This window comes from Methylibium sp., assembly GCF_031393925.1.
Classification (GTDB): Bacteria; Pseudomonadota; Gammaproteobacteria; order Burkholderiales; family Burkholderiaceae_C; genus Methylibium.
On the sequence record NZ_JANMWL010000188.1, the window covers coordinates 1 to 2,348 of the forward strand.

Below are 2,348 nucleotides of genomic sequence, written 5' to 3' on the forward strand. Positions count from 1 at the left end.
GGCTCGCGGCCGGCGCGAAGGCAGGCGATGCAACGCCGGGCTTTGACGAAACCTGGCCGACCGCGGCCGTCTCGCGGCCTGATCCTTGCGTCGGGCTCGCCGGGCAGATGGCGCGCTGATCCGTCGAGCACGCCCATGCGCATCACCATTGAAAGCCCGGGCCAGCCGGACGTGCTCGACCTCATCGACGAGCTGGATGCGTACCAGCAACCGCTCTACCCACCCGAGAGCCACCACGGCATCGTTGCCGCACCTTGGACATTGCCCGCTCGCGTGTGGTCTTCGAGCGCACGAGGATCGCATCGAACTTCGCGCGGCCGATCACATCGGACAACTCGGCCAACAGAGCCGGACTGCTGACCATCGCCAGCGTGCCAGCGCGCACATGCTCCAGCAACGCATGCGGCTGCCCGTGCCACAACAGCCCGGACAGCAGCACATTGGTGTCAATGACCGCTCGCACGCTGCCTGCGTTCCGCACGAGCGGCTTTTACCTCCGCGTTGATCTCTTCCATCGACATCGGCTCGATGCCGGCCGCTGCCACGCGATCAGCGATGGACAGCAGCGAGTCGGCCGCTTGCTGGCGCTTGAGCGCATCGGTGAGCAGTCGGTCCAGCGCCTGCGGTGTCAGCAGCCCGGCCTCGCGCGCAGCCTGCGCGGTGGCGTCGGGCAACTCGATCTGAATCGTCGTCATGGTCAAGCCTCCTGTGCGTTGACGCGCTGCTTGAGCTTCTCTCGATCAATGAAGGTGTCGAGCAACTGAGTGATCTGGCGCCTGGCCTTCGGGTCCAGCTTCTCGATGGCCAGCAGCCGGCGCTCCAGGCTGTTGGTGGCCAGTCGCTTGACCTTGCGCGGCCGAGCCATCCCGAGTAGCACGTCCGCCCCCACGCCCAGCACCTGCGCCATCTGCGGCAGCAGATGCGCCGGCGGCTGTGCGTTCGGCACTTCGTAGTAGGCCACCATGCGCTGCGTAATGCCCACCTCGGCGGCGAACTCAACCTGCGTGTAGCCAGCGGCCTTGCGCAGTTGCGCCAGCCGCTCACCAAAGTTCTCGATCACATCCGTCTTCCGCTTGGACATGGGTGCCTCTCAAAGGGGATGCGTTCATGCTAGGACCGATTCGGCAATCGGTTTGCTTGAATATACCGTAACCGTATATAGTCGCGCCAGCAGATTTTTTTACCGGAGCGGCGATTTCGGCACGCACCGCAGGCGTCGTGCGAACTTGCTTTTGCAAGGGCGATCATCATGATTGCTTGCCTCCTCGGGCCCACCCTCTGCGCCCACCCCCGCAGCGACAATTGCCCATGCTTGCCTACCGACATGCCTTTCACGCCGGCAACCATGCCGACGTCCTCAAGCACACCGTGCTCGTTCAGGTGCTGCGCTACATGGCCCAGAAGGACAAGCCCTATTGGCTCATCGACACCCATGCCGGCGCGGGCGGCTATTCGCTCGGCAGCCCCGAGGCCAAGAAGAAGGGCGAGTTCGAGCAGGGTATCGCGCGCCTGATGGACCGCGACGACCTGCCCGCCGCCGTGGCCGAGTACGTGGCGCTGGTGCGCGCGTTCAACCCCGGAGGCGGCCTCGGCCGCTACCCCGGCTCGCCCGAAATCGCGCGCCGCTTGCTGCGCGAACAGGACCGGCTGCGCCTCTTCGAGCTGCACCCCACCGACCTGCAGCACCTGGCCGCGCACCACGCCGGCCGGGCCCACACCGAGGTGCATCACGACGACGGCTTCTCGGGCCTGAAGTCGCAGTTACCGCCGCCGTCCAAGCGCGGCGTGGTGCTGATGGACCCGTCTTACGAACTCAAGGCCGACTACGGCCTCGTGATCGCCACCGTGCGCGAGGCGCTGCTGCGCTTTGCCGAATGCGTGATTCTGGTCTGGTATCCGCAGGTCAACCGGCTCGAGGCGGCGCAACTGCCCAAGCGGCTGAAGTCGCTTGCGCCCAAGGGCTGGCTGCATGCACGCATCACCGTGCAGTCGCCGGATTCGCAGGGGTTTGGTTTGGCGGGGAGCGGCATGTTCGTTATTAACCCGCCATATACCTTGCACGCGGAGATGCGCGAGGTGCTGCCATTTTTGGCTGGGGCGTTGGCGCAGTACGACGGCGCGAGTCATTTGCTGGAGCAGCGGACGGGGTGAGGGGCGGCTTCAAAACCCGAGTGCAACACACTGGTCAGCCAATTGGGGTTGAGGGTCGACGTGCATTCGCGCTGGGTCTACGACACGCTGATGCGGTGCGCAGCCGCCACGCTCACCGAGTTCGCCGCCAACCCGCGCTGGCTCGGCGGCATCGGCCCCTTCACGCTGGTGCTGCACGCCTGGACGCAAGACCTGCG

At 65.8% G+C, this 2,348-nt stretch carries 4 protein-coding genes and 1 pseudogene; 2 read left to right on the forward strand and 3 right to left on the reverse strand.

Features of this window, described 5'->3' with window-relative positions; all coding sequences use genetic code 11:
- Positions 1-181: 181 nt before the first annotated feature.
- From RMO12_RS10395 to RMO12_RS10405, 3 genes are read right to left on the reverse strand one after another with little or no spacing between them, the layout of a single operon-like run.
- Entirely contained in the window at positions 182-463 is a 282-nt protein-coding gene (locus RMO12_RS10395; protein ID WP_309639236.1) for a putative toxin-antitoxin system toxin component, PIN family, read from the reverse strand.
- The gene (locus RMO12_RS10400; protein ID WP_309626214.1) at positions 447-695 is read right to left on the reverse strand and encodes a hypothetical protein; all 249 of its coding nucleotides are present in this window, start codon (positions 693-695) and stop codon (positions 447-449) included. Before RMO12_RS10400 ends, RMO12_RS10395 begins: the two co-directional genes overlap by 17 nt.
- Positions 696-697: 2 nt before the next feature.
- Entirely contained in the window at positions 698-1,081 is a 384-nt protein-coding gene (locus RMO12_RS10405) for a helix-turn-helix transcriptional regulator (RefSeq protein ID WP_309639237.1), read from the reverse strand.
- A 227-nt stretch (positions 1,082-1,308) separates the two neighbouring features.
- Between RMO12_RS10405 and RMO12_RS10410 the strand changes: the two genes are divergently transcribed.
- Both RMO12_RS10410 and RMO12_RS10415 read left to right on the forward strand, forming a co-directional pair.
- Complete coding sequence (locus RMO12_RS10410; protein WP_309639238.1) at positions 1,309-2,151, forward strand: 23S rRNA (adenine(2030)-N(6))-methyltransferase RlmJ; 843 nt, start codon at positions 1,309-1,311, stop codon at positions 2,149-2,151.
- A gap of 63 nt (positions 2,152-2,214) precedes the next feature.
- Positions 2,215-2,348: pseudogene (locus RMO12_RS10415) on the forward strand (IS91 family transposase); the annotation flags it as partial.